Genomic DNA, 20,670 nt, shown 5'->3' with positions numbered 1-20,670 from the left:
TCGTTTAACTAGCTAGTTTCTTTTTACGTAAACGCTCTAAGCGTCGCTGCACGCTATTTCTCGAACGCCCGAGCAGCTGCCCAATTTCTCGCTGATTGCGCTTTTCCTGATAAAACATACGCCACAATCTCGCATCTTCTTCTGCTGTCCACTTTTTATGCTCGTATTTAGGGCGTTTTACATAGTCTAGTTTTCTTTGTTCATTCACCCACGCCGGTTCTGGAATAAGCGTATTTTTAGGTATTTTAAAAAAGTTAAGGCACGATTTATTTTGTTCAGCCCACTTCCAAAAAGATTGAATGTCAATTCCCATAAATTTTCTGGTCTTGGCGATGATCATTTTATACGGTAGTTTCTCTTTATGAATCCACTTATAAATTGTATGAACATCTACTTCAAGGCAGGCTGCTAGTTCACACGCTGTAATGTGTCCTACGTGTGCTTTCGCTCCATACACTTCTAAACGGTTCAACCTCGATTCTAACGCTTGCACACTTCGCTGTAATTTAGCTGATATGTGTGAAAGAGGTTTTATCCCGTAATACCTTAGCAAATATTCGTCTTCTTGTACTGTCCATCTTCGCATCGCCGTTTTTCGTGTTAGTCCCAAAACTTTTATGCGCGTAGCAATAGAAGAAGGACTTCTGCCTAAGGAGTGTGCCATTTCACGGTTATTCATGATATCGATGTTCTCCTGCAAAAAAGCATCTTGTTCAAGCGTCCATTTTTTACGCAAAGCTGTATCCGAAGCGCGAAGATTTAATCGAGTAAGTCGTTTATTAACCGATTCCTTGCTTCTATATAAATACTTACCCATCTCTTGAAGCGTCATCACGCCGTAATGTTCGATGAGAAACCTATCTTCTTCTTTTGTCCATCGCTTTTGATTTTTACTCACTGTTGTCTCACTCCAATTCACACGGAAAGCTCAAGATGAAAAGTTGCTAGCAATCTATTTTACGAATGAGCAGTGCCTATTCAGACTGATACTCACTGCGTTTTAGCCTATATATATTTTATCATATTTCTAGAGAAAAACCAAACGTACGTTCTCTTTTTATTTTAGTCATCATAAAAGGAATTAGAAAAATAGTTGGCTCCTTTAATAGAAGCGAATTATGGTAAAATTGACTATAATCTCTAAAGGATTTACATAACTGACAGCTCAGCTTCATTAGGTCGAGAAAGGGGAATTGATATGAATTTTAATTTAAAAGAAGCGATTGAAATACTTGGGCATACACCACAAACGCTCGAAAAACTTTTGTCTGGTCTATCTGCAGGGTGGCTGCAATGCAATGAAGGAGAAGGAACGTGGAATACCTCCGAAGTCATAGAACATTTAATAGAAGCAGAAAAAAACAATTGGATACCAAGGCTAGAATTTATCCTTCAAAAAGGTAAAGAGGGAGCTTTTCCTCCGTTTGACCGCTATGCCCATTTAAACAAGGAATCTGCTAGTTCTATTGAAGAGAAGCTTCTTGAATTCAAAAAGGTAAGAATACAGAATTTACATCAACTAAAGCTGCTAGTTAAGCACGAAAAACATCTGGAAGTGAGAGGAAAACACCCGGAGTTTGGGGAGGTAAAAGTGAGAGAACTGCTCTCGACTTGGGTTGCTCATGATTTAACGCATATTGCGCAAATTGTTAGAGTAATGGCAGAACGATATAGAGAAGATGTAGGACCTTGGGGAGAATACTTAGGAATACTGAAGAAATAGCAGTGACACACAGTGGCCAGCCTTTATCATTCAAGCTTGAATTAAGAAATGTACACGATTACAATAAAATGAGAATAATGAAGATTCAGGAAGGAATGCAGAGGGAACTATAACAACATATCCGATGTTTATAACATGTAGGGTCCGTTAAGCAATTTACGAATAAAAAGAGGATTGGACTGATTAAAAGTGAAAGTGAATTCAGAGAAATTTGGCGAACTAAACAATCAAGCTGTACATGCTTATACCTTATTAAATGATGAAGGGCTTAAAATCACCTGCCTTGACTATGGATGTGTGATATCAAATATTGAAATGCCGGATTCTGAAGGGAAGATTGAAAGTGTTGTATTGGGATTTGATTCAATAGAAGAATACCAAAAGTATTCTCCTTATTTCGGAGCTGTGGTCGGACGCGTAGCAGGGCGTATAGGTGGAGCATCGTTTGAGCTTAATAATGAAACTTATCGTCTAGAGAAAAATGAAGGAAACAACCACTTGCATGGCGGATCAGAAGGATTTAGTCACAAAATATGGAATGCCAAAATAATTGAAGCAAGTGATCATGTAGGCGTTGAATTTACATATGTAAGTAAAGACGGAGAAGAAGGGTATCCCGGCAACCTTGAAGTGAAAGTTACGTATACATTAACGAATAAAAATGAGTTCCATATTTCTTATGAAGGAACAACAGATCAAGACACTCTTATCAATCTAACAAACCATACGTATTTCAATTTAAGCGGAAATCTAAAAGAAACGGTCTTGGATCATGTTTTGAAGTTGAAAAGTAACGAATTCTTAGAGTTGAATGATGATCTTTTACCTACTGGAGAAGTGTTAAACGTCACAGATACCCCATTTGATTTTAGAGAAGGACATAGTCTCAAAGAAGGTGTGGACTCTACACATCCGCAAAATATATTAGTGGGTAAAGGATTCGATCATCCATTTCTTTTAGAAGCAGAAGCTGAAAATCAGATGTCATTATTTGATCCTGCAAGCGGCCGCAAAATAGAAGTCAAAACGGATCAGCCTTCAGTTGTTCTCTATACGGGAAATCACCTAGACGAAGAATTCAAAATTAGAGGAGTTCACTCAGAGAAATACCTCGGTGTTTGCCTAGAAACACAAGGTTTACCGGACGCTATTCATCATAAGCATTTTCCTTCTTGTGTATTAAAGCCCGGTGAGAAGTATGAAGCATACACTCACTATACATTTATAACTGATCGCAGCCTGTAACAAAACGGGATGATAAAAAGGATTACAAACGAGCCTCTGCCGATTGTAATCCTTTTTTATTGTTACTTTTTCTTTTGGCTTTTTGCACGATTAGCGTCAAGCTCAGCCGCATATTCTTCTTGAGACTTTCCTTGCTTTTGACTCTCAGACTGAATCTTTTTAAATTTGTTATCGTTTAAATTTGGCATGTTAGCACCTCCTTGCAGATAGGGTTATTTTGTACAAGCATTAAGGATTTATATGCTGAAAAGTTTTAATGAACTTGGTTAGAAATTTCGCTTAATGCTGCACCAGCTTCATCAACATATACGTTCACTGTTGCAAGGTCGCCGATTGCGCAGATTCCAACCATATTATTATTCTCCACTACAATAATGCGGCGGATTTGATGGTCAGCCATCATACGTGCACACTCGTGAATATCCGTATCCGGAGAACACGTAATTACATCTTTAGTCATACAATCATGGCAATGTACAGTGTTGCAATCTTTTCCATCCGCCACGCAGTTTAACACGATATCACGGTCTGTGATCATTCCCATTACTCGATTTTCTTGACACACTGGCACAGAGCCACAATTAATATCACGCATTAATTTTGCAGCAGCTGTTACTGGGTCGTGCGGTGCACAAGCTTTCACATCTTTAGTCATAACTTCACGTACTGTAGTCATTTTTAATTCCTCCTTTTAAACATTCACCTCCGTATTTTCTCCATGCACATGCAGAATATGAGAATCAATAATTTCCTGAAAGCAAAAAATCTTGTAATAAAAGGGGAATAAAAAAACTAACGCAGTGTAATAAGCACATAAAAAAGAGCCTATTACACAAACTAAAGAGGATATGATCTAGCTTACATTTTCGTAACGGCAGGAGTTGGGTACATAATGAAAGGAAAGTTAACGCTTTTGGCAGTACTTTTATTGCCTTGGCTGTCTATAGTAAAAGTTGATAAATTTGTCTTCAAAAGATACCTACCTGTTTTAACATTTAGTTCATTAGTTATTGCTTTTATAAGTGAGTTATCTAAAAGCTTTACTTGGTGGAAAGTGAGAAAACCTCTTTTTCCTAAACTTTCAAGCGACATTTCTTTTATCTTTGGACCTTTTTTTATAGCTAATTTTTGGGTATTCAAGCTGACCTATGGAAATTTCAAAAAATATTTGCTGATTAACGTTCTATTTGATTATCTATTTGCTTATCCTTTGACGAGTCTGGCAGAAAAACTAAAGGTATACAAAATGGTCAACATGACGCGTTTTCAACTTTTTGTCATCTCGATTGCGACTGCTCTTATTAATTATTTTTATCAGCATTTTATAGAAGATGTATTAAGGCAGAGAAGGCAATAGTTGAACCAGCTCATCGTCACTTAAATTTCGGCACTGTCTGCTTTAAATCATATTAATGGCCTCCTAAACTTGGTACATAAATAATTAAACGAGATAATAAAGGAAAAGAGAAACATGAGAGAAGATAGACTTCTTTCATGTTTCTCTACTTTGTCATGCACATAGACTTTATTTGTAAACCGCCATCGGCAAATACGTTAAAGATTGACCGGTAGCTGAAGCTGTTAAATTCGATTCTAATTCAAAATCTTCAAATGGTTCGATATGAGAAAAGGCCTCTAAAAAGGCTTCTAATATGATTGTCATTTCAAGTCGGGCAAGAGGGGCGCCCAAACAAAAATGAGGTCCGTTCCCAAACGTTAAGTGTTTTTTATTAGTTTGGCGGTGAATGTCTACAGAAAAAGGGTTTTTAAACATATTTTCATCCATATTACATGCGCTCATCCACGCAATAACGACATCTCCTTTTTTTAGCTTAACACCTAATAGCTCGTTATCTTGTTTAACCGTCCGATCTCGTCTGGAGATGTGAAACCGATATCGAAGCATTTCTTCTACTGCTTTTGGAGCTAATTCTCTATTGTTTCTCAGCTCGCTGTATAACGACTTGTCGTCATATAAAAAAGAATAAAACATATTTGCAATGGCGTGACTTGTGGTTTCAACTCCTGCACCTAAAAGCAGCATGGTAGCGTGTACAATTTCTTCATCTGTGAATGTTTCACCATCAACTTCGGCTTGAATTAAGTCTGAGATAATATCATCAGAAAGGTTGGAGCGCTTTTCAATGACAATCGGGTAGAGGTATTGAAAATATTCAGCTCCTGCACGTTGCTTTTCTTGTTCAATCTCTTCTAATCTTTCTTGGTCATAAGGCTGAAACAGAATATCTACCCATTTTTTGAACTGATATCGGTCTTTTACCGGTACGCCGAATAGATCTGCTATAACTAAACTAGGAAAAGGAGAAGATAAATCGTCAACAATATTAATAGTTGAATTCTTTTGTATCGCTTCTACAAGGTCTGCTGCAATTTGTTTGATTCGCGGTTCCCAGTTCTTTAAACTGCGAGGAGTAAAGGCTGCAGCAAGCAAAGATCTCGCTTTCCGGTGGTCAGGAGGATCTAAGTTTGTAAGATTGGTAATTGGAGATGTGCTTTTTTTCTTACTATTATCTCCAACAAAAATAGTGGTTCTTTGCCCATCACTTGAAAAAAATTCGTAGTTGCTCAAGACTTGTTTAACATGGTCGTATTGGAATACATTCCATGTGTTTGTTTCTTCATGAAAATAAACAGGGTAGTTGTTCAGCATTTCTTTATACCATTGGATAGGGAAAAACTCTTCTGCACGTGATTGGAATTTTGGGATTTCTGTAACGGGAATGACTTCTTTGTTCATATGATCTTATTCCTCCTTCAGAATAGGTATAAATTTGGAATCTACTAGCTACATAGCGCTTAGTAGTTGTTACTTGCTAGATATAAATAATTACTTTGTTGAATTAATGTATACACATAGTACATTTTTATACTACATGTATAAAAATGTACTAATAGTATATAATTATTTTTAGTTGTTTATCAAGGAAAAAGGATAAAATTCACGTAGGAAAAGGCAGATAAGTTATACTAAATAAAAAGTAAATTGTAAACAGAGGAGTAGCAGCAATGAATCAAAAACAGCTCGATATTTTAGGGCATACGCACCAGCTTTTTATGGAAAAAGGATACGTAGACACTTCGGTACAAGATATATTAGAAAGAAGCGGTATTTCAAAAGGAACATTTTATAAATATTTTTCATCTAAAAGCGAACTGCTTCTCTCATTACTTTCGTCTTTGCAAGAATCACTTATTCTACAAAGAGAAAAAGTAGCTATTGAATATAAAGGAGATAATCAGAAGGTATTTGAAGAACAGATAATTTTTATGCTGAACTTTGCAGAGCAAAACAAAATTCCTGAAATGATTGAAAGTACACTCGTTTTAAATGAAGTCAAAACATTTCAATATATAGAGGAGTTAAAAGCAGCAACATTCAACTGGATATATGAACGCTTTCAGGAGATTTTCCCGTCTAAGACTTCTCCTTATTTATTTGATGGAGCCGTGCTGCTAGAAGGAATGCTTAACAATATATTTAAAATGAATAAAGCACTCAACTATCCATTGCCTATCGAACAAATCGTCACTTATTGTATGAAGCGTACAGAGGAAATCGTAATCGAAGTAGCAGAACAAAAAGAACAGTTATTTAATCCTTCCGTTTACTCTGGGGTATTTAATGAAAAAATAGAAAGTCATTTTTCGACTGAGCTTACGCGCGTAACCGCGAAGTTAAAACGGGTGATTGAAAATAAACTAACAAATGAAGAGGAACAAAAGAAGAGTCTGGAATTTGTGACGTTTATATCTGATGAATTACTGCAAAATGATACGGAGCCTCGCACATTTATTATTCAGAGTTCTCTTTTATCGCTAGAGAAAATCAATACTCTCGCACAGACCAAAGAGTTACAGGAATATAAAGAAGTCATAACTACTCTGACAAGACATGCTTCATAATTTGAAAAGCAGGTAAATTAACCCAAAAGGCAAGACTCTCCGTAGTTTAGAAAAGAGCAGGTTGCCAATAACATATAAACAGCCAGTTGCCGTTATGATAGGTGACTGGCTGCATGGGATGGAAAAGGTGGCGGAGACAGACATAACACTCTTATTAGAAGAGGGTAATTCTTTCCCTTTTATAGAAAATCAATTAATCGAAAATAGCTGCTTCATTATTAAGATCAAACGTGATATAGTTTGCTAACCTTTGCGTTCACTTAACTAACTTATAGGGGTAACACTTAAAAAAGAATCAATAACGATAGAAACCGCTCCTAAAGCAGGTGCATTTTTTCCTAACGAAGAAGGCAATAGTTCACATTTATTGTCTAAATGAGAATGGACTCTAGAAGAAACTTCGTTTTTAATCGTATTTAAAACAATGGGATGAGATTCAATTATATGATTTCTCAAGATAACAGCTTCTACATCAAATGTATTAAGAATATTGGTTAATCCAATTCCGATATAAAAGCCAAAGTTTTGAAGTGCATTTAACATTTCTACATCATTTTTATTTGCACGTTCCACAATCTCTTTTCGAGAAATATTCTTTTCTTCTTTAGAGAGCGAAGCCAGTAACGCTTTTTCAGAAGCATATAATTCCCAACAGCCCCGATTTCCACAGCTACATTTGGGGCCATTAAAATCTATCGTCATATGACCCATTTCCCCAGAAAAACCCTGAACACCTTTATACAATTCGTTATTAATAACAAGTCCAGTTCCAATTCCGACATTAATACTGATGTAAACTATGTTTTCATAGTTTTTTGTCATACCAAATACTTTTTCACCGTATGCTCCTGCATTAGCTTCATTTTCAACAAAAACCGGAACATTAAACTCACTCTCAATTAAAAACTGCAAATCTTTGATATTCCAATTTAAGTTAGGCATAAAAATAATTTGCTGATGACGATCTACAAGACCTGGAACACAAATCCCTATTCCCACTAGACCATAAGGGGACTCAGGCATATGGGTTACAAAACCATGGATAAGTGCAAATAAAATCTCTTTTACTTCACTAGCAGAAGAACTAGACAAGTCAGAAGTCTTCTCAAGAATAATATTTCCTTCTAAGTCGGTTAGAATTCCGTTAAGATAGTCGACTCCTATATCGATACCGATCGAGTAGCCTGCATTCTTATTAAAAACAAGCATTACAGGTCTTCTGCCGCCTCTGGATTGCCCTGCCCCAATTTCAAAAATAAAATCTTTTTCAAGCAGTGTATTTACTTGAGAGGAGACAGTAGACTTGTTTAATCCTGTAATCTCAGAGAGAGTTGCCCTGGAGATAGGGGAGTTCTTTAAAATTTCATCTAATATTAATTTTTGATTCATTTTTTTTACTAAAGCTTGATCTGCAATTTGAATAATAACCACTCCTTTGTTTATCTATCGAACTAAGTTGGTGTTTTTTGAAGCTTGAATTAGATATTTAAAAGTATCATATCTAATATTATAACTAAATTTTCTAAAAAAAACATTGAAATAAACATTTATTTTGTATATGATGAAATAAAGTTAGTTTATTGGGTAAACAAACTAACCGAATTAAGATAGTGGATGGATAAGCTTGTTCACTTAAATCAAAGGGGGAAATGACAAATGGTCCAAACTAGTACTAATAAAATTAATTATTTTGAAAGCGCAAACAAAGTTTTATACGAAGGTAAAGATTCTAAAAATCCTTTAGCTTTTAAATACTATAATCCTGAAGAAGTAGTAGGCGGTAAAACAATGAAAGATCAGCTGCGTTTTTCTATTGCTTACTGGCACACGTTTACGGCAGATGGTACGGATCCTTTTGGCGCAGCTACTATGCAAAGATCTTGGGATAGATATGATGGAATGGATTTAGCAAAAGCTAGAGTTGAGGCAGCTTTTCAACTTTTTGAAACATTAAATGTTCCATTCTTTGCATTTCATGATCGAGACATTGCTCCTGAGGGCAGTACGTTGCAAGAAACAAATAAAAATCTTGATGTTATCGTCACTATGATCAAAGAATATATGCAAACAAGTAACGTAAAGCTATTATGGAACACAGCGAATATGTTTACAAATCCCCGGTTCGTTCATGGTGCAGCTACTTCTTGTAATGCAGATGTATTTGCTTATGCGGCGGCTCAAGTAAAAAAGGGGCTTGAAACAGCAAAAGAACTAGGCGCAGAAAATTATGTATTCTGGGGCGGCCGTGAGGGATATGAAACACTGCTTAACACAAATTTACAGTTAGAGTTAGATAACTTAGCTAGATTTATGCATATGGCTGTAGATTACGCAACCGAAATTGGATATACGGGGCAGTTTTTAATTGAACCTAAACCTAAAGAGCCTACGACACATCAGTATGATACCGATGCAGCAACAACTATTTCATTTTTAAGACAATACGGATTAGATAAATACTTCAAACTTAATCTAGAAGCTAACCACGCAACGTTAGCTGGGCATACATTTGAACACGAATTACGAGTAGCTAGAGTACAAGGCTTCTTAGGATCGGTGGATGCAAACCAAGGTGACCCTCTTTTAGGTTGGGATACAGATGAATTCCCAACGGATTTATATTCTACAACGCTAGCAATGTATGAAATCCTGCAAAATGGAGGGCTGGGAAGCGGAGGATTAAACTTTGATGCCAAAGTACGCAGAGGTTCTTTTGAACAAGACGATTTACTCTATGCTCATGTAGCAGGAATGGATGCGTTTGCTCGAGGATTGAAAGTAGCACATAAATTAGTAGAAGATCGTGTTTTCGAAAACGTTATCAACGAGCGCTACAGCAGCTTTAAAGAGGGAATTGGGCTTGAGATTGTGGAAGGAAAAGCTAACTTCCATACACTGGAGCAGTACGCGTTTAAAAATCCGAATATTGTGAATAAATCAGGAAGACAAGAACGATTAAAGGCCATTTTAAATCAATATATTTTGGAAGTTTAAAGGACAAACGAGAGTAGAAACAATTCTACTCTCGTTTATAAACGCGGAGGTATCAAGATGAAATATGTAATTGGAATTGATCTAGGAACAAGTGCGGTAAAAACGGTTTTAGTTGATACAAAAGGCGAGATTTGCGCTGTGGTTTCTAAAAATTATCCTCTCCTTCATGAAAAAACAGGGTATAGCGAACAGAATCCTGAAGAATGGGTGCAGCAGACGGCTAGTGCTTTAAATGAATTAATTGCTAACGCTAATATAAAACCCGAAGATATAGAAGGAATTAGTTATTCTGGACAAATGCATGGCCTTGTGCTGCTGGATGAAAACTATAACCTATTACGTAACGCTATTTTGTGGAATGACACAAGAACAACAGAACAATGTCATCACCTCTATAAAGTGATTGGAGAAAAACGTCTTTTAGAAATAACAAAAAACCAGGCTTTAGAAGGATTTACTCTTCCTAAGTTATTGTGGGTAAAAGAATATGAACCGGATATATTTGAAAAAACAGCTGTATTTATGCTGCCCAAAGACTATTTGCGTTTTAAGATGACTGGCTTTATTCATAGTGAATATTCAGATGCTGCCGGTACATTATTATTAAACATCAGCAAGAAAAAATGGGATAGTGAGCTTTGCCAATTAGTAGGAGTCAATATTAACCTTTGTCCGCCACTAGTCGAATCTAGTGAATGCATAGGCAATATTAGTGAATTATTCTCTCAAAAAACGGGGTTAGCTACTTCAACAAAAGTATTTGCAGGTGGAGCTGATAATGCTTGCGGAGCAATTGGCGCCGGCATTTTATCGCCAGGGGAAACACTATGTAGCATTGGGACATCGGGTGTTGTTCTTTCTTATGAGGAACGAAGCGATAGAGACTTTAATGGAAAAGTCCATTATTTTAATCATGGAAAAGAAAATGCCTTTTATACTATGGGCGTTACGCTATCTGCGGGTCACAGTTTAAGCTGGTTTAAGGAAAATTTCGCAGAAAACGACACGTTTGAAGAATTGTTGGCTGACCTAAAAAATGTACCAATCGGATCAAACGGCCTTTTATTTACCCCTTACTTAGTTGGGGAACGTACACCGCATGCAGATGCTACGATTCGGGGAAGTTTTATAGGAATGGACGCTTCTCATAAAAAGAGAGACTTTACGCGAGCAGTTATTGAAGGTATTACGTTTTCATTAAGTGAATCAATTGAAATCTTTCGAGAAAGCGGAAAGGAAATTACGTCTATTGTATCAATTGGGGGAGGAGCAAAAAATGATCATTGGCTTCAAATTCAAGCAGACGTTTTTAATGCAAAAATCGTAAAGTTGTCTACTGAACAAGGCCCAGCGTTAGGAGCAGCCATGCTAGCAGCTTATGGCTGTGGCTGGTATAACTCATTGGAAGAGTGTGCAAACGTATTTATTACCTCGTCGAAAACATATTATCCTAATGCAGAACATGTACAAGTCTATAAACAGCTTTATGAATTATATAAAGAAGTCTACCTTCAAACAAACGACTTAAGTAAAAAGCTAGGCGAATTTAAAAGGAAATAATAGGTTGCAAAATATGCAACCTTACTTTAAAAAGAAACTTCATATGAAAGTAGCTTGTATCAATTGATTATGGTTGTATATCGATATACCTGACACAAAAGGAAGTATAGAAAATGCTGTAGTAAGATTTGATTCACTAGAAAAATACGTACATTGGAGGGGAGGATAAGAGCAGTTAGTCGAATAGACGACGAAAATTTCTTTTGTGTTCCAAGAATTTGAAAACGCATTCAAATAAGTGCGAACTCAGTTAGAAATAGAACTTCTACTGTTACTTTTAACTAACTGCTTTTAACAACGCATGAAACAAAATCGAAACTCATTATATATTTTTTCTATTACCTTAGTTGCCGCTATCGGAGGGTTACTGTTTGGATATGATACAGCTGTAATATCTGGAGCTGAAGAATCATTAAAGGTGTATCTTATTGACAGCTTAGGGTTAGGATCTTTAGCACATGGTGTTACTGTATCAAGTGCTTTAATAGGATGTATTATTGGAGGATTGGTATCTGGTTATTTTGCGACGAAACTAGGACGCAAACAATCACTTATACTAGCAGCTATTCTTTTTATAGTCTCAGCGTTGGGCGCTTCTTACCCTGAGTTTTTATTTTTCACAAAAGGGGAACCGACACTCTCTTTGTTACTAGCTTTTAACTTCTACCGCATTATAGGTGGGATTGGTGTTGGCTTAGCATCAGCCATTTGTCCCATCTATATAGGAGAAATTGCACCGGCAGATATTCGCGGCAGATTGGTATCATTCAATCAATTTATGATTATTTTTGGAATGTTAGTCGTTTACTTCGTGAATTGGGGTATTGCAAATGGGGAAACCTTAGAATGGATTAATGATGTAGGTTGGAGATACATGTTTGCTTCAGGAGCTATTCCAGCTTTACTCTTTGCATCACTCTTGTTTTTAGTTCCTGAAACGCCTCGCTACTTAGCTATACAGAATCAAGATCAAAAAGCTTTAGCCATACTAACTAAAATTAATGGATCTTCAGAAGCAAAATCAATTTTAGAAGATATTAAACAAACAATTTCTACCAATGTTTCGTCTGGAAAATTATTGGCATATGGAAAATTAGTTATCGTTGTAGGTATACTGCTTTCTGTATTTCAACAGTTTGTAGGAATCAATGTAGCTCTATATTATGCTCCGCGTATTTTTGAAAGCATGGGAGCAGCTAAAGGTTCTTCTATGCTGCAAACCATTATTATGGGATTAGTAAACGTTATTTTTACAGTAATTGCAATTTTGACGGTTGATCGTTTGGGAAGAAAACCTTTATTAATAACAGGATCTATCGGAATGGCCATTGGAATGTTCGGTGTAGCAAGCATGGCTTTTGCAAACATCATTGGTATAGGGACGCTTGTATTTATCATTATTTATACAGCTTCCTTTATGATGTCATGGGGACCAATTTGTTGGGTGCTCATTTCAGAGATTTTTCCTAATAAAATTAGAGGTCGTGCTGTAGCTATTGCCGTAGCTGCTCAGTGGGCGGCTAACTATTTTATTTCCTCTACATATCCCGTGATGATGGAATATAGTGGAGGATTAACATATGGTTTCTACGGTTTAATGAGTGTGCTTTCTGCTTTGTTTGTCTGGAAATTTGTTCCTGAAACGAAAGGTAGAACTCTCGAACAAATGGAAAATATGTGGAGAAAAAAACAAGGGGCTTCAAAGAGTAAGAAGGCCATATAACTATTGAGCTTTTACTTAGAGAAAAGATGAATATAAAACTTTCAAAAACACCTAAACTATCTTTAGGTGTTTTTAATATGTAATCTTTATGAAGAAAGTGGATAGCTTTTTTAAAAGATATTGCTATAGTGATAAGTCTCTTTGAAAATAGAAATATAGTTTTCTTTATGAGGAGTGTTTCATCGTAAATATAAATAACGGTGCAATGAATTTACACATTAGTAATAGTAATGGAGAAAGCGAGGTTATATTCACTTATGTAAATCAGATTATTCAAATTAATTGAGCGGACTCTGTTTCAAAAAAGAGAAAATTAGTTGATAATTATAAATAAAGCAAGAATCTACTCTCAAGTTATTATAGAAAGGAGCTTACAATACTGTGAGGAATACATTCCCAGAGCACATAGAGGTCGACTGCTCTTCTAAAAATTTTAACTGGTGGCATGCAGTTATAAATTCGATAAATGATGGTATTCTAGTTATCGACAGAGAAGGGATTGTTAGATTTATTAACCCAGAGTATACAAAGATTACAGGAGTAAAAAGTGATATTATCGGAAAGCCACTAATAGAATATCGCCCAGGAGCTCAGTTAACAAATACTCTAAAAGATCAACAATGCAGAGTAGGCGTATATCGAAAAGAAAAAAATTGGGAATATATGGTGGATATGGCTCCAATTATAATAGAAGGTAAAGTTGCAGGAGCCGTATCGGTTTGTAAAAGTCTTAATGAAGTTGACAAGTTATCAAAGGAATTGAGAAGACAAACCGAAAAGTTAAAGAATTTAGAAAACCGAATGGATTCTATCTACGAAGCAAAATATACATTTGAACAAATAATTGGTGGGGAAGGAGGGTTGAGGCACGTTGTTTATATAGCTGAAAAAGTAGCAGAATCTCAATTTCCTATTCTTGTAACTGGGGAAAGCGGCACAGGAAAAGAATTATTTTCACAGGCTATACATAATAAAAGTGAGCGCAAGCATGGTCCTTTTATACCTGTAAATTGTGCAGCTATTCCTTCGTCTCTGTTAGAAAGTGAACTTTTTGGATATGGAGACGGTGCTTTTACAAATGCTAAAAAAGGCGGGAAGGCTGGACTATTCGAAATAGCAAACAACGGAACTATATTTTTAGATGAAATTGGAGATATGTCCTATGATCTTCAGGCTAAGTTGTTAAGAGTTCTGCAAGAGAAAAAGATCAGAAGGGTAGGAGAAGCTACTGAACGCGCAGTTGACGTAAGGATCATTGCTGCTACGCATCGCAATCTACACCAGCTTGTGAATAAGAAACAATTCCGAGAAGATTTATTTTATAGACTTAATGTCATTCAATTAGAGATACCTCCTTTAAGAGAAAGGAGAGAAGATATACGTAAACTTGTCTATTCCTTTATTGAGCACTCGATTACAAATACTTCCTACACAATTGACGGCTATACACTAGACTTTCTTCAAGCCTATCATTGGCCTGGCAACGTAAGAGAATTAAAAAATGTAATTGATTACGCCACATGTATGACGGAAAGTACAGATATTTTATTTCATCACCTTCCAGAATTTATGATTAAAAATGAAAAAAGATTTTCAGGCGTTGCAGGTAAAACGGAAAAAAGCAGTCAAACACTGCAACAAGCTACACAAGATAAAGAGTGTGAATTTATTCAGGAAATATTAAGAAAATATCCAAATAATATTGAAGGAAAAAGGAAAGCAGCAGAGGTTTTAGATATTTCTTTAGCTACTTTATACAATAAAATGAAAAAATATCATATTCATTTCTAAGACTTTAGAAAGATGTCTAGATTTTTAGAAATACAGAAGAATATGTATTAAGAAGCCTATTTTTTTACTGGGCAGTGATTATTTCTAAAATAGTAGAATTTAGATTACAAAAACAAAAAAAGAAAGCAGTTTAATTGTTAACGCTTTCTTTTTTGTTTTGTCGTAAATTTTTTTCAACACATGTTGAAGGGGTTTAATAAAGGTTTGTTTCCATTTTTATATATTCTTGGCATGAATCCTGCAAGAACAAAAAGTACCGAAGGTTTTTACATCTAAGATTTTTGAATCTGTAAATTTAGGGCAGGGGGGATTACATGTTAGCATTGTTAGGGTTTTTAATTATTGGCGTATTTTTATTTTTAATTATGACCAATCGTTTATCTGTATTGATTGCCTTAGTTCTCGTGCCAACTGTTTTTGCGTCGATAGGCGGATTTGGGCTAGAAATGGGAGACATGATGTTAGAAGGCATTATAAAAGTAGCGCCTACAGGTATTATGATTGTTTTTGCAGTTTTGTACTTCGGTTTAATGATTGATACAGGCCTATTTAATCCTATGATTTCTAAAATGCTTCGTCTAGTTAAAGGAGATCCGTTAAAAGTAGTCGTAGGGACAGCTATCGTCACAATGCTTGTGTCATTAGACGGAGACGGTGCATCCACTTTTATGATTACAATTACAGCGCTATTACCTCTTTATAAGAGATTAAAGATGAACCCTCTTATTTTATCAGGAGTGGTTGCTTTAGGAGCAGGGGTTATGAACTTAGCTCCTTGGGGAGGCCCTACTGCTAGAGCCATGACTACATTTAATGCAGATTCTTCTCAATTATTTAACCCTGTTATTCCCGCAATGATTGCTGGGATTGTATGGGTGTTAGCATCTGCTTTTTGGCTTGGGAAAAAGGAGAGGCAGAGGCTAGGAGTCATTGAACTGGAAGCACATGTACAGGGGTTTACAGAACATGCAGCTGCTCTAGAAGCAAGAGGACCACGGCTTTTTTGGTTTAATCTTGCTTTAACAATTTTGCTACTTATCGCGTTAATTAAAGTATGGCTACCTTTACCGATTTTATTTATTGTGGCTTTTGTAATTGCTCTTTTAGTGAATTATCCCAATCCCGAAGAGCAGCAAAAACGCTTACTAAGCCACGCAAACAACGTGTTAATTGTTTCTACGATGATTTTTGCTGCAGGCATTTTTACGGGTATTCTGACAGGAACAAAGATGATAGATGGAATGGCTTCTGCAATGGTTAGTATTATCCCTGAATCACTAGCTTCTTACTTACCTGTACTAGTAGCGGTTACAAGTATGCCTCTTAGCTTAGTGTTTACACCGGATGCTTACTATTTTGGAGTGTTACCTATTATTAGCCAAACGGCTTCTAACTTTGGTATCGATCCAATTGAAATTGGCAGAGCAGCTATTTTAGGACAGATGACAACTGGGTTTCCATTAAGTCCTTTAACCGCCTCAACTTTTATTCTTGTCGGGTTAGCGGGTGTAAATTTAGGCGATCATCAGCGTTTTATCTTTAAGTGGGCGTTTGGAACGACCATTGTTATGACAATTGTGGCATTAATAACGGGAGCAATTACTATTTGAGGTGATGAAAATGATAAGAATTGGATCAGGAGCGGGTTTTTCAGGAGATCGATTAGAACCGGCTGTTATATTGGCTGAAAAAGGAAATTTAGATTATTTAGTATTAGAATGTTTAGCTGAAAGAACAATCGCACTTGCTCAAAAAAGAAAAAGTCAAAATTCTTTAATGGGTTACGATCCCTTGTTAGAAGAAAGACTAGAGATTCTTTTACCTATTATTAAGAAAAAGAAAGTGCGGATTATTACAAATATGGGAGCAGCCAATCCAATAGGTGCTGCTGAAAAAGTCGTTGAAATAGCTAACCGACTAAACATTGAGATAAAGGTAGCAGCCGTAACGGGAGATGATGCACTAAAGTTGATAGATAGAAATGGATTGACTCTAGAAACAAATGAACCGATATCTCATTTTGATAACATCATATCCGCAAACGCTTACCTAGGGGTAGAAACAATATTGCCAGCTCTAGAGACAGAGGCTCAAGTTATTATTACTGGTAGAGTAGCAGATCCGTCTTTATTTGTTGCTCCAATGGTACACCACTTTGGATGGTCTTTAGACGACGTAGATAAAATTGCTCAGGGAACAGTAATTGGACACTTATTGGAGTGTGGGGGGCAGGTAGCTGGTGGTTATTTTGCTGATCCCGGAAAAAAAGAAGTCCCAAAGCTTGCTGAATTAGGTTTTCCATTTGCTGATGTTAAAGAAGATGGGACAGCCATCATTACTAAAGTAGAAGGGACGGGAGGAGTCATTAACTTAGCTACTGTAAAAGAACAGCTTCTCTACGAAGTAACTAACCCCCATCAATATATAACACCGGATGTTATTGCAGATTTTACTTCCGTTCATTTACAGGAAATTAAACTGAACCAAATTCAAGTGTCTGGTGGAACAGGTATACCAAGGCCTGAAACGTTAAAAGTCAGCGTAGGTTACGAAGCAGGTGTTATTGGAGAAGGGGAAATTTCCTACGCCGGATCCCATGCTCTAGAAAGAGCTAAGCTAGCTGGTGAAATTTTATATAAGCGTTTAAAAAATAAAGTAGTCGACTTAAGAATTGATTATATTGGTATTTCTTCCGTTCATAGAGTCTCTTTTCAAGAATCAGCTCCTTATGAAATTAGGCTGAGAGTAGCAGGGAAATGTCTTACTTCAAAGGAAGCTGCTAAAGTCGGAGAAGAGGTAGAAGCTCTTTATACAAATGGACCCGCAGGCGGAGGCGGAGCAAGAAAGTATGTTAATGAGGTAGTAGGAATTATTTCTACGTTGATTTCACGTAACAAAATAGAAACACACCTTACATTAAAGGAGAGCTTAACAAATGAAAAAGAAATTATATGAACTTGCTCACAGTCGAGCTGGAGATAAAGGAAACACGCTTATGCTATCACTAATTCCATATGACGAAAAAGACTATTTCATGCTACGTGAAAAAGTGACTGCTTTGGAAGTGAAAAAACACTTAAGAAATATTGTAGAAGGAGACATTGTTCGCTACGAAGTTCCTAATATATCAGCATTTCAATTTGTATGTCACCGCGCGTTACTTGGTGGAGTCACTACTTCTTTAGGAATGGATACGCACGGAAAGAGTTTAAGTTATGCCCTTCTAGAAATGGAAGTAGACATTTGAATAATAGTATAAAGGAGGTACTTTATCAGTGAACAATACGTCAATACAAAAAGTTCTAAGTTTTATTACTGTAGGAGTTCTTATTCTAGCTTTCCTTCCTTTAAATATTGTTGCGGCAAAAGAAGAAAATAATTATAGAAACGTAATAAAACCAACCTCTTCAGTTTTATCAGGTACTTATTATTTGGAGCAGAAGGTTGAATTAAAGACAAACACACCAGGGGCGAAGACTTACTATACACTTGACGGGAGCACTCCGACTACTAAAAGCACTCAGTATACAAACCCAATTATTATTAATAATGATACGGTACTTAAAGCAATTTCCATAAGAGGAAACGCGAAAAATAAGAATCATAGTGATTTAGCTATATTTACTTATTCATTTGAAAGCAGAGAATCTATAGCTACTCAATTTTTATCATTCACTTATAAAGCAATGCCCTACCGACTTTATGTGCCTAAAGACTATGATTCTACAAAATCATATCCTTTGGTGCTATTTTTACATGGAGGTGGTGAACGAGGAAATGATAATATAAAACAGCTTCTTAGTAACGACGGGGCTATCGTTTGGGCTTCACCAGAAAATCAACGAAATCACCCCGCTTTTGTTTTAGCTCCTCAAGCTCGTAATGTACCAAGCGGAGGCTTTACCGTTACAAGAGACGATAACAACAAAGTCGACTTAGCAAAAGTATTCGAAACATCAGAGGATTTAAAAACGGCTTATGAAATTCTACAAAGTGTAAGAAAAGCCTACAATATAGATAGTAATCGCCTTTATTCTACAGGACTATCTCAGGGAGGGTTTGGCACATTTAACTTAAATATAGAACACCCTAATTTGTTTGCTGCTATGGTTCCAATAGCGGGAGGAGCCAATCCAGCTAAAGCGCACCTTCTTACCCACAAACCAATATGGACATTTCATGCTGAAGACGATTCTGTTATTCCTGTTACCTATTCAAGGAATATAATAGAGGTTATAAAGAAAGCTGGGGGGCATCCACTATATACGGAATATCCTAAAGAATTAAAGTATGATCATGCTTCATGGGTTCCCACGTATCAAAATCAGAAAATGATTGATTGGACGTTTCGGCAGGTCAAATAAGCAAATCAGTAAATGTTAAAGCTCAATACTTCATCTAATACTTATGAAAAACTCTTTCAGTTAATAAAAACTGGAAGAGTTTTTTGCTTTCATTAGGCTAGTCACAAGGCAATGCTGACCCTCCTATTACACACCACATTTAACCAAATATGTGACGAAATTATGGTAAAGCCATTTAAACTAGATAAAAATCGCTTCAAGTGTGATAAATATCACACCCTTTAACAACGCAACATGATAATTTTTTAGGAGTAAGCAATATGTCATGACAAACTTCAATATGTTAGGAGGTTTTTAGCCTTTTGATCTGTTGAAATGCTTCTCTAATATGAACGTTTATATACCATTATTATGTACAGAGATTTAGAGGAAGGGAGCCTGAACTTAGGTGAGAAAGCAAAAATCAATGCATATTAGCAAGTTAATCATTCTCTCCGTATTCATCACAATTTTTTTAGCAGGCTGTGATAGTCGTTATTTGATTTTAAACCCGCAGGGGGCGGTGGCTCAAAAAGAATACCAGTTAATTATTTTTTCGATAATTTTATGCACAATTGTTGTTATTCCTGTTTTAGGTCTGCTTGTGTATATCGTTTTACGCTACCGTGATAAGCCTGGAAACAAGGCTCCGTATCGGCCAGACTGGGACGATAGCAAGCGTCTTGAATTTATTTGGTGGGGCATCCCCATTATTATTATTGGTATTTTAGGTTTCGCTACGGCCAGAACAACGTATGACTTAGTAGATCCGCCGCAAAAAGATGTAAAGCCGCTAACGATTGAAGTAACGTCTCTTGACTGGAAATGGTTATTTCAATATCCGGATCAAGATATTGCGACAGTGAACTATGTCAACATTCCAAAAGATGTGCCCGTTCAATTCGTGCTAACGTCAGATGCACCTATGAATTCTTTTTGGGTACCGGAGCTGGGAGGACAATTATATACCATGCCGGGAATGGCAATGGGGCTTTGGCTGCAAGCTGATCACAAGGGAGAATATTTTGGTTCGGGTGCGAATTTTACGGGTGAAGGATTCGCTCATATGAATTTTAAAGTTAAATCTACATCGACAAAAGAATTTAATCAGTGGGTAAAGCAAGTGAAAGAAACATCACCAGCTTTAACAAAAGCTGATTATAACAGTCTTGCCAAACAAGGTCTTTCTCTAGAAAAATCGTATTCTACCATTCCTAAAGGCTTATTTCAAGAAATTGTCATTAAAAACGGTGGTCAATATTATAGTCAGCATCACCATATGAAAAATGAAGACATGAAGACTATGAATGTGGCTTCTGAAGAACAAGTACATGCACAGCACGAGCACCAGGAAGGAGGAAACTAAG

General features: G+C 36.4%; 18 protein-coding genes. 13 read left to right on the top strand and 5 right to left on the bottom strand.

The genetic code is table 11. The features are described 5' to 3' along the window. Window positions 1-4: 4 nt before the first annotated feature. Window positions 5-898 (bottom strand): hypothetical protein, encoded by an 894-nt coding sequence (locus tag ACFX40_RS16940; RefSeq protein WP_028408901.1) that lies wholly within the window; start codon window positions 896-898, stop codon window positions 5-7. 300 nt (window positions 899-1,198) lie between these two features. Here ACFX40_RS16940 and ACFX40_RS16935 point away from each other — a divergent pair, with 300 nt between their 5' ends. Both ACFX40_RS16935 and ACFX40_RS16930 read left to right on the top strand, forming a co-directional pair. Continuing rightward, on the top strand, window positions 1,199-1,723 hold the full coding sequence (locus ACFX40_RS16935; protein WP_028408900.1) for a DinB family protein: 525 nt from the start codon (window positions 1,199-1,201) through the stop codon (window positions 1,721-1,723). Window positions 1,724-1,912: 189 nt separating this feature from the next. Continuing rightward, window positions 1,913-2,968 carry an aldose epimerase family protein gene (locus ACFX40_RS16930; RefSeq protein WP_377255675.1) on the top strand — a complete coding sequence of 352 codons (1,056 nt, stop codon included), beginning with the start codon at window positions 1,913-1,915 and terminating at the stop codon, window positions 2,966-2,968. A 62-nt stretch (window positions 2,969-3,030) separates the two neighbouring features. Here the strand turns inward: ACFX40_RS16930 and ACFX40_RS16925 are convergent, their stop codons facing one another. Together ACFX40_RS16925 and ACFX40_RS16920 are read right to left on the bottom strand one after the other, a co-directional pair. Next, a complete protein-coding gene (locus ACFX40_RS16925; RefSeq protein ID WP_013056562.1) occupies window positions 3,031-3,156 on the bottom strand; it encodes a hypothetical protein in 126 nt (41 codons plus the stop codon). 65 nt (window positions 3,157-3,221) lie between these two features. Continuing rightward, window positions 3,222-3,644, bottom strand: coding sequence for a CBS domain-containing protein (locus tag ACFX40_RS16920; protein WP_013056563.1), 423 nt, complete (start codon window positions 3,642-3,644; stop codon window positions 3,222-3,224). Window positions 3,645-3,860: 216 nt separating this feature from the next. Here ACFX40_RS16920 and ACFX40_RS16915 point away from each other — a divergent pair, with 216 nt between their 5' ends. Then, entirely contained in the window at window positions 3,861-4,325 is a 465-nt protein-coding gene (locus tag ACFX40_RS16915) for a hypothetical protein (RefSeq protein WP_028408898.1), read from the top strand. Window positions 4,326-4,493: 168 nt separating this feature from the next. Here ACFX40_RS16915 and ACFX40_RS16910 read toward each other — a convergent pair whose 3' ends face one another. Then, entirely contained in the window at window positions 4,494-5,726 is a 1,233-nt protein-coding gene (locus tag ACFX40_RS16910) for a cytochrome P450 (protein WP_098333335.1), read from the bottom strand. Window positions 5,727-5,995: 269 nt separating this feature from the next. Between ACFX40_RS16910 and ACFX40_RS16905 the strand changes: the two genes are divergently transcribed. Further along, a complete protein-coding gene (locus ACFX40_RS16905; RefSeq protein ID WP_377255671.1) occupies window positions 5,996-6,892 on the top strand; it encodes a TetR/AcrR family transcriptional regulator in 897 nt (298 codons plus the stop codon). A gap of 264 nt (window positions 6,893-7,156) precedes the next feature. Here the strand turns inward: ACFX40_RS16905 and xylR are convergent, their stop codons facing one another. After that, the gene (xylR, locus tag ACFX40_RS16900; protein ID WP_028408895.1) at window positions 7,157-8,314 is read right to left on the bottom strand and encodes a transcriptional repressor XylR; all 1,158 of its coding nucleotides are present in this window, start codon (window positions 8,312-8,314) and stop codon (window positions 7,157-7,159) included. A gap of 234 nt (window positions 8,315-8,548) precedes the next feature. On the opposite strand from xylR, the gene xylA reads away from it, so the two are divergent. The 9 genes from xylA (at window position 8,549) to ACFX40_RS16855 (ending at window position 20,669) form a co-directional block, all read left to right on the top strand. Next, window positions 8,549-9,886: a xylose isomerase gene (xylA, locus tag ACFX40_RS16895; RefSeq protein ID WP_028408894.1), complete on the top strand. Its 1,338-nt coding sequence runs from the start codon at window positions 8,549-8,551 to the stop codon at window positions 9,884-9,886. 57 nt (window positions 9,887-9,943) lie between these two features. Beyond that, the gene (xylB, locus tag ACFX40_RS16890; RefSeq protein ID WP_377255668.1) at window positions 9,944-11,446 is read left to right on the top strand and encodes a xylulokinase; all 1,503 of its coding nucleotides are present in this window, start codon (window positions 9,944-9,946) and stop codon (window positions 11,444-11,446) included. A gap of 301 nt (window positions 11,447-11,747) precedes the next feature. Next, complete coding sequence (xylE, locus tag ACFX40_RS16885; protein ID WP_377255665.1) at window positions 11,748-13,169, top strand: D-xylose transporter XylE; 1,422 nt, start codon at window positions 11,748-11,750, stop codon at window positions 13,167-13,169. Window positions 13,170-13,550: 381 nt separating this feature from the next. Beyond that, entirely contained in the window at window positions 13,551-14,960 is a 1,410-nt protein-coding gene (locus ACFX40_RS16880; protein WP_377255662.1) for a sigma-54 interaction domain-containing protein, read from the top strand. Between the two features lie 314 nt (window positions 14,961-15,274). Next, window positions 15,275-16,570: a CitMHS family transporter gene (locus tag ACFX40_RS16875; RefSeq protein ID WP_028408890.1), complete on the top strand. Its 1,296-nt coding sequence runs from the start codon at window positions 15,275-15,277 to the stop codon at window positions 16,568-16,570. 10 nt (window positions 16,571-16,580) lie between these two features. Next, window positions 16,581-17,915 (top strand): acyclic terpene utilization AtuA family protein, encoded by a 1,335-nt coding sequence (locus ACFX40_RS16870; RefSeq protein WP_028408889.1) that lies wholly within the window; start codon window positions 16,581-16,583, stop codon window positions 17,913-17,915. Continuing rightward, a complete protein-coding gene (locus tag ACFX40_RS16865) occupies window positions 17,896-18,207 on the top strand; it encodes an AtuA-related protein (protein WP_028408888.1) in 312 nt (103 codons plus the stop codon). Before ACFX40_RS16870 ends, ACFX40_RS16865 begins: the two co-directional genes overlap by 20 nt. A 28-nt stretch (window positions 18,208-18,235) precedes the next feature. Next, window positions 18,236-19,324, top strand: coding sequence for a chitobiase/beta-hexosaminidase C-terminal domain-containing protein (locus ACFX40_RS16860; protein ID WP_377255659.1), 1,089 nt, complete (start codon window positions 18,236-18,238; stop codon window positions 19,322-19,324). Window positions 19,325-19,730: 406 nt separating this feature from the next. After that, entirely contained in the window at window positions 19,731-20,669 is a 939-nt protein-coding gene (locus ACFX40_RS16855; protein ID WP_034276079.1) for a ubiquinol oxidase subunit II, read from the top strand. Window position 20,670: the final 1 nt, after the last annotated feature.

Source organism: Priestia sp. YIM B13552 (genome assembly GCF_042787775.1).
GTDB classification, from domain to species: Bacteria; Bacillota; Bacilli; order Bacillales; family Bacillaceae_H; genus Priestia; species Priestia megaterium_E.
The sequence above is the reverse complement of the archived record's forward strand: the minus strand, read 5'-3'. Positions and strand labels throughout refer to the sequence as shown.

What these genes read in the sequence shown, in the direction of transcription:
- ACFX40_RS16935 (WP_028408900.1), top strand. Translation starts at nt 1,199, where the DNA reads ATGAATTTTAATTTAAAAGAAGCGATTGAAATACTTGGGCATACACCA.
- ACFX40_RS16925 (WP_013056562.1), bottom strand. Translation starts at nt 3,156, where the DNA reads ATGCCAAATTTAAACGATAACAAATTTAAAAAGATTCAGTCTGAGAGT.
- ACFX40_RS16920 (WP_013056563.1), bottom strand. Translation starts at nt 3,644, where the DNA reads ATGACTACAGTACGTGAAGTTATGACTAAAGATGTGAAAGCTTGTGCA.
- ACFX40_RS16915 (WP_028408898.1), top strand. Translation starts at nt 3,861, where the DNA reads ATGAAAGGAAAGTTAACGCTTTTGGCAGTACTTTTATTGCCTTGGCTG.
- ACFX40_RS16910 (WP_098333335.1), bottom strand. Translation starts at nt 5,726, where the DNA reads ATGAACAAAGAAGTCATTCCCGTTACAGAAATCCCAAAATTCCAATCA.
- ACFX40_RS16905 (WP_377255671.1), top strand. Translation starts at nt 5,996, where the DNA reads ATGAATCAAAAACAGCTCGATATTTTAGGGCATACGCACCAGCTTTTT.
- xylA (WP_028408894.1), top strand. Translation starts at nt 8,549, where the DNA reads ATGGTCCAAACTAGTACTAATAAAATTAATTATTTTGAAAGCGCAAAC.
- xylB (WP_377255668.1), top strand. Translation starts at nt 9,944, where the DNA reads ATGAAATATGTAATTGGAATTGATCTAGGAACAAGTGCGGTAAAAACG.
- xylE (WP_377255665.1), top strand. Translation starts at nt 11,748, where the DNA reads ATGAAACAAAATCGAAACTCATTATATATTTTTTCTATTACCTTAGTT.
- ACFX40_RS16875 (WP_028408890.1), top strand. Translation starts at nt 15,275, where the DNA reads ATGTTAGCATTGTTAGGGTTTTTAATTATTGGCGTATTTTTATTTTTA.
- ACFX40_RS16870 (WP_028408889.1), top strand. Translation starts at nt 16,581, where the DNA reads ATGATAAGAATTGGATCAGGAGCGGGTTTTTCAGGAGATCGATTAGAA.
- ACFX40_RS16865 (WP_028408888.1), top strand. Translation starts at nt 17,896, where the DNA reads ATGAAAAAGAAATTATATGAACTTGCTCACAGTCGAGCTGGAGATAAA.
- ACFX40_RS16855 (WP_034276079.1), top strand. Translation starts at nt 19,731, where the DNA reads ATGCATATTAGCAAGTTAATCATTCTCTCCGTATTCATCACAATTTTT.